The organism is Robiginitalea sp., from assembly GCF_049588695.1.
Lineage (GTDB): Bacteria > Bacteroidota > Bacteroidia > Flavobacteriales > Flavobacteriaceae > Robiginitalea.
On sequence record NZ_JBAVZJ010000162.1, the window covers coordinates 1 to 6213 of the forward strand.

Consider the following 6213-nt stretch of genomic DNA (forward strand, 5'->3'; position numbering starts at 1 on the left):
CCGCAATGCGGAAAGTGGCCAGGGTACGACTGACCAATGGGAAAGAGGTTAATGCCTACATCCCTGGCGAAGGACACAACCTCCAGGAGCACTCGATAGTATTGGTTAGGGGCGGAAGGGTAAAGGATTTGCCGGGAGTTAGATATCATGTCGTGCGCGGAGCACTGGATACCGCTGGGGTAGCCGGGAGAACGCAACGCAGGTCTAAGTACGGTGCAAAACGCCCTAAGAAATAGGAATCACTAGTTAAGCAGTAGCAATGAGAAAAAGACAGGCAAAAAGACGCCCTCTGTTACCAGATCCGCGATACAGCGATCAATTGGTGACTCGTTTTGTAAACATGATGATGTGGGACGGTAAAAAATCTGTGGCATTTAAGATTTTTTACGATGCTATGGATATCGTCGAAGAAAAGAAGACCGATGAGGAAAAGTCGGCTCTTGAATTGTGGAAAGAAGCTCTTTCCAATGTTATGCCGCACGTAGAAGTACGGAGTCGCAGAGTAGGTGGGGCCACCTTCCAAATCCCGATGCAAATTCGTCCGGACCGCAAGATTTCAACAGCTATGAAGTGGTTGATCAGTTTTGCGAGAAAACGGAACGAGAAGTCTATGGCGCAAAAATTGGCTGCAGAGGTGCTGGCCGCTTCCAAAGAGGAAGGTGCCGCTGTCAAGAAACGTGTGGATACGCATAAGATGGCCGAGGCGAACAAAGCATTTTCTCACTTCAGATTTTAGTAGAAATGGCGAGAGATTTAACATATACAAGGAATATTGGAATCGCGGCGCATATCGATGCCGGGAAAACCACCACCACCGAGCGTATACTTTTTTATACCGGGGTGAGCCACAAAATCGGGGAAGTACACGATGGAGCGGCAACTATGGACTGGATGGAGCAGGAGCAGGAGAGGGGGATTACCATCACCTCTGCGGCGACTACAACTACATGGCAGTTTCCGCTTGAGAATGGCCTGCCTACGGCGGTCACCAAACCGTACCACTTTAATATTATAGACACCCCCGGCCACGTGGATTTCACGGTCGAGGTAAACCGTTCCCTTCGGGTTTTGGACGGTCTTGTCTTTCTCTTTAGTGCAGTAGACGGGGTGGAGCCCCAGTCCGAGACGAACTGGAGACTTGCAGACAATTACAAGGTCCCGAGAATGGGATTCGTCAATAAAATGGACCGTCAGGGTTCTAATTTTCTCGCCGTGTGCCAACAGGTGCGCGACATGCTGAAATCAAACGCTGTTCCGATCGTATTGCCGATCGGGGACGAAGCTGATTTCAGGGGGATAGTAGACCTGGTCAAGAACCGAGCTATCGTTTGGAGTGAAGAGAATATGGGGTCTACCTTCGAGGAGATCGATATTCCAGCTGAAATGAAAGACGAGGTGCATCAGTACCGGGCAGAGCTCATCGAAGCTGTTGCCGAATACGATGATACACTGATGGAAAAATTCTTCGAGGACGAAGATTCCATCACAGAAGATGAAGTACATGCCGCCCTGAGGGAAGCCGTTATGGATATGAGTATCATTCCAATGGTTTGTGGGTCGGCTTTTAAGAATAAAGGTGTTCAGTTCCTGCTGGATTGTGTTTGTCGTTACCTTCCTTCTCCCCTGGATAAGGAAGCAATTGAAGGGACTAACCCCGACACAGAGGAAGCAGAATTGCGGAAACCGGACCCTAAAGCCCCTTTTTCGGCTTTGGCCTTTAAAATTGCAACCGATCCTTTTGTTGGACGGCTGGCCTTTTTCCGTTGTTATTCCGGGAAACTGGATGCGGGATCTTACGTTCTGAATACCCGTTCCGGGAATAAAGAGCGTATTTCGCGGATATACCAGATGCACTCCAACAAGCAGAATGCGATTGATTCTATTTCTGCGGGAGATATCGGGGCTGCTGTTGGGTTTAAGGACATCAAAACTGGGGATACCCTGTGTGATGAAAAGCATCCTATCGTCCTGGAGAGTATGAACTTCCCGGATCCGGTAATTGGTATTGCGGTGGAACCTAAAACAAAGGCCGATGTCGATAAGCTCGGGATGGCCCTTTCTAAGCTCGCTGAAGAGGATCCTACCTTCCAGGTGAAGACGGACGAAGCCAGTGGACAGACGATTATCTCGGGAATGGGTGAGTTGCACCTGGATATTATTGTCGACCGCCTTAGGAGGGAGTTTAAGGTTGAAGTCAACCAGGGACAACCCCAGGTGGAGTACAAAGAAGCGATTACCGCGACCAGCAACCACCGTGAAGTTTACAAAAAGCAGACGGGTGGACGTGGAAAATTTGCAGATATCGTATTTACCATGGGACCATTGGGTGCAGAAGATGAAGAAAACACCGGACTGGTCTTTGACAATAAAATCAAAGGGGGAAATATTCCTAAAGAATATATTCCTTCTGTAGAGAAAGGATTCAAGCAGGCTATGAAAAACGGTCCTTTGGCCGGCTTTGAAATGGATAGTCTCAAAGTAACCCTTACGGACGGATCTTTCCACCCTGTGGATTCCGATTCTCTTTCCTTTGAACTGGCAGCCCGTATTGGGTACAAAGAGGCAGCTAAAACCTGCCGCCCGGTATTGCTCGAGCCGATAATGAAGCTGGAGGTATTGACTCCGGAGGAGAATATGGGGGATATCGTCGGGGATCTCAACAGGCGTCGCGGACAGGTCAACAGTATGTCTGATCGCGCGGGGTCTAAGGTGATCAAAGGAGATGTGCCACTGTCGGAAATGTTTGGTTATGTGACTTCGCTGCGTACGTTGTCTTCCGGACGGGCGACTTCCACAATGGAGTTTTCGCATTATGCAGAAACACCATCGAATATCGCAGAAGAAGTAATCAAAGCCACTAAAGGTGTAACCGCTTAATTTTCGCTAGGATGAGTCAGAAAATAAGAATAAAGCTCAAATCGTACGACCACAATCTGGTGGATAAGTCTGCTGAAAAGATTGTGAAAACGGTTAAGACAACCGGAGCGGTGGTCACAGGGCCGATTCCGCTGCCAACACATAAAAAGATATTTACAGTATTGCGTTCGCCCCATGTGAATAAGAAATCGCGGGAGCAGTTTGAGCTCAGCTCTTACAAGCGCTTGTTGGATATATACAGTTCTTCATCAAAAACCATCGACGCCCTTATGAAGCTGGAGCTTCCGAGCGGGGTTGAGGTTGAGATCAAGGTCTGACATTAGCAAGACGGAGGGCACGAAGGCCTTCTGAACATGTCCGGAGCCGCCCATTGGCGAAGGAAAAACGGAAACAAAAATAAATTCGGGGTCGAATTGTTTTTGGCCCTGTTTTTTTATCTGGAAATAGTAAAAGTGTAAATAAATACCGGAGGGACCCGGACCTGTAGCGAAAGAAAACGAAACATCGTTTTCAGAGGCCGCGGGAAAGGAAACTTCAGAAACTTTAAATGTTAATATAAATAGTATGTCTGGGTTAATTGGAAAAAAAGTAGGCATGACCAGCATCTTTGACGAGAATGGGAAGAATATTCCCTGTACCGTTATCGAAGCCGGACCATGTGTAGTTACCCAAGTCAGAACCGAAGAGGTAGACGGGTATAGTGCCCTGCAACTCGGTTTCGATGACAAGGCAGAAAAGCGTGCTAACAAGGCCGAAAGCGGTCATTTTAAAAAGGCAGGCGCTTCTCCCAAGAAAAAAGTCGTTGAATTCAGAGATTTTGCAGGCGAGTATAAATTGGGAGACACCATAGGGGTCGATCTTTTTAAAGAAGGTGAATTTGTCGATGTTGTCGGCACCTCAAAAGGAAAAGGTTTCCAGGGTGTTGTCAAGCGGCATGGCTTTGCCGGTGTCGGACAGGCTACGCACGGCCAGCACAACAGGCTTAGAGCTCCGGGTTCCATTGGAGCGGCATCGTATCCTGCAAGAGTCTTTAAAGGGATGAAAATGGCGGGCCAGATGGGTTCAGAACGCGTAACCGTTCAGAACCTCCGGGTACTCAAGGTAGTTCCGGAAAAGAATCTGCTGGTCGTTAAAGGATGTATTCCAGGTCATAAAAATGCATTCATAACAATTGAGAAGTAATGAAGGTAGCAGTTAGAGATATCAAGGGAAAGGACACCGGTCGTAAAGCTGAGCTTTCGGACGATGTTTTCAAAATAGAGCCGAACGAGCACGCTATTTATCTGGACGTAAAGCAATACCTGGCACATCAGCGCCAGGGAACGCACAAAACCAAGGAGCGGGCCGAAATTGTTGGAAGTACCCGGAAGATTAAGAAGCAAAAAGGAACCGGAACCGCTCGGGCAGGAAGTATTAAATCGCCGATTTTCAAAGGTGGGGGTAGAATATTCGGGCCAAGGCCTAAAGATTACACCCAGAAACTGAATAAAAATGTGAAGCGATTGGCGCGGAGATCTGCACTGAGCATGAAGTCCAGCGAGAACGCAATTGTGGTTCTGGAAGACTTTAGTTTTGACCAACCCCGGACAAAGGATTTCATTGAAATGCTGAAGGCACTGGGGCTTGAAAACAAAAAGTCCCTCTTTGTGTTGGGCGATATAAATAATAACGTATATTTGTCGTCGCGCAATTTGGCGGGTTCTGAAGTCATAACTAATTCAGAATTAAGTACTTACAAAATATTAAACGCAAACAGCGTTGTCTTTTTGGAAGGTGCTTTGGAAGCCATTGAGTCCAACCTTAAGAAATAGGAAATCATGAGTGTGTTGATAAAACCCATCATTACCGAGAAAATGACCTCTGATAGTGAGTTGTACAACCGTTATGGTTTCATCGTAAATCGGACGGCGAACAAGTTACAGATCAAGGAAGCTGTGGAGCAGACGTATGGGGTTTCAGTCACTTCAGTGCGTACCATGAATTACGGAGCCGGTAGACGGACTCGTTTTACCAAAACCGGGGTACAGCAAGGGAAGACCGGAGCTTTTAAAAAGGCCATCGTAAATGTTGAGGATGGCGATGTCATTGATTTTTACAGTAACCTCTAAAGAAACGGCATGTCAGTTAGAAAATTAAAACCGATAACACCCGGCCAGCGATTTAAAGTCGTCAATGGCTTTGATGCCATCACAACGGACAAGCCGGAAAAAAGCCTCCTGGCTCCCCTGAAGAAAAGCGGGGGTCGGAACAAGCAGGGTAAAATGACCATGCGCTATAAAGGTGGAGGGCATAAGAGGCGCTACCGAGTGATCGATTTCAAAAGGGACAAGCAAGGTGTTGCTGCCGAAGTGAAATCCATTCAGTACGACCCAAACCGCTCAGCTTTTATCGCTCTTATAGAGTATACCGACGGTGAAAAGCGCTACATCATTGCGCAGAATGGACTTAAAGTTGGTCAGAAATTGATTTCAGGTGCGGGCTCAGCTCCCGAGATTGGAAATGCATTGCCCCTGACTGAAATCCCATTGGGTACCATTATCTCCTGTATTGAGCTTCGTCCCGGTCAAGGGGCGGTAATGGCACGGAGTGCGGGTACTTTTGCCCAATTGATGGCCCGCGAAGGAAAATTTGCAACCATTAAGTTGCCATCCGGGGAGACCCGCCTGGTACTTATCAATTGTATGGCGGCCATCGGAGCTGTTTCGAATTCCGATCACCAACTGATCGTATCCGGTAAAGCAGGACGCAGTCGCTGGTTGGGCAGAAGACCACGAACACGTCCGGTAGCCATGAACCCTGTAGATCACCCGATGGGTGGTGGAGAAGGCCGCGCCTCCGGAGGACATCCGAGATCGCGGAATGGTATTCCTGCCAAAGGTTTCAGGACGCGTTCCCGAACCAAAGACAGCAACCGATATATTGTAGAACGTAGAAAGAAATAAAAGTAAAGAAACATGGCACGTTCCCTAAAAAAAGGACCTTACGTTCACTATAGTCTCGAGAAGAAAGTTCAGCAGAACCTCGATTCCGGAAAGAAATCAGTCATTAAGACCTGGTCGAGAGCTTCGATGATCACCCCTGACTTTGTAGGACAGACCATCGCAGTGCACAATGGACGTCAGTTTGTACCGGTATATGTAACGGAAAATATGGTCGGGCATAAATTGGGAGAGTTTTCTCCAACCCGGACTTTCCGGGGACATGCCGGAGCCAAAAACAAAGGTAAAAGATAAGCGCTATGGGTGTTCGTAAAAAACAGATGGCCGAAAGGTTAAAGGAAGAGCGGAGTCAGTTGGTGTATGCCAAACTGAATAACTGCCCTACTTCCCCCAGAAA

9 protein-coding genes and 1 pseudogene are annotated in these 6213 nt (G+C 47.7%); all 10 read left to right on the forward strand.

Annotated elements, in window-relative coordinates; all coding sequences use genetic code 11:
• On the forward strand, positions 1 to 236 hold a 236-nt coding region (rpsL, locus tag WBV75_RS03800; protein WP_424119326.1), incomplete at its 5' end, for a 30S ribosomal protein S12.
• A 23-nt stretch (positions 237 to 259) separates the two neighbouring features.
• The gene (rpsG, locus tag WBV75_RS03805) at positions 260 to 736 is read left to right on the forward strand and encodes a 30S ribosomal protein S7 (protein WP_424119327.1); all 477 of its coding nucleotides are present in this window, start codon (positions 260 to 262) and stop codon (positions 734 to 736) included.
• Positions 737 to 741: 5 nt separating this feature from the next.
• Positions 742 to 2877 (forward strand): elongation factor G, encoded by a 2136-nt coding sequence (fusA, locus tag WBV75_RS03810; RefSeq protein ID WP_424119328.1) that lies wholly within the window; start codon positions 742 to 744, stop codon positions 2875 to 2877.
• 11 nt (positions 2878 to 2888) lie between these two features.
• Positions 2889 to 3194: a 30S ribosomal protein S10 gene (gene rpsJ / locus WBV75_RS03815; RefSeq protein WP_013073266.1), complete on the forward strand. Its 306-nt coding sequence runs from the start codon at positions 2889 to 2891 to the stop codon at positions 3192 to 3194.
• Positions 3195 to 3441: 247 nt separating this feature from the next.
• Positions 3442 to 4059, forward strand: coding sequence for a 50S ribosomal protein L3 (gene rplC, locus WBV75_RS03820; RefSeq protein WP_424119329.1), 618 nt, complete (start codon positions 3442 to 3444; stop codon positions 4057 to 4059).
• Entirely contained in the window at positions 4059 to 4688 is a 630-nt protein-coding gene (rplD, locus tag WBV75_RS03825) for a 50S ribosomal protein L4 (RefSeq protein ID WP_424119330.1), read from the forward strand. Before rplC ends, rplD begins: the two co-directional genes overlap by 1 nt.
• A gap of 6 nt (positions 4689 to 4694) precedes the next feature.
• The gene (rplW, locus tag WBV75_RS03830; RefSeq protein ID WP_424119331.1) at positions 4695 to 4985 is read left to right on the forward strand and encodes a 50S ribosomal protein L23; all 291 of its coding nucleotides are present in this window, start codon (positions 4695 to 4697) and stop codon (positions 4983 to 4985) included.
• A 9-nt stretch (positions 4986 to 4994) separates the two neighbouring features.
• The gene (gene rplB / locus WBV75_RS03835; protein WP_424119332.1) at positions 4995 to 5819 is read left to right on the forward strand and encodes a 50S ribosomal protein L2; all 825 of its coding nucleotides are present in this window, start codon (positions 4995 to 4997) and stop codon (positions 5817 to 5819) included.
• 12 nt (positions 5820 to 5831) lie between these two features.
• The gene (gene rpsS / locus WBV75_RS03840) at positions 5832 to 6110 is read left to right on the forward strand and encodes a 30S ribosomal protein S19 (RefSeq protein WP_424119333.1); all 279 of its coding nucleotides are present in this window, start codon (positions 5832 to 5834) and stop codon (positions 6108 to 6110) included.
• 5 nt (positions 6111 to 6115) lie between these two features.
• Positions 6116 to 6213, forward strand: a pseudogene (locus WBV75_RS03845) (50S ribosomal protein L22); the annotation flags it as partial.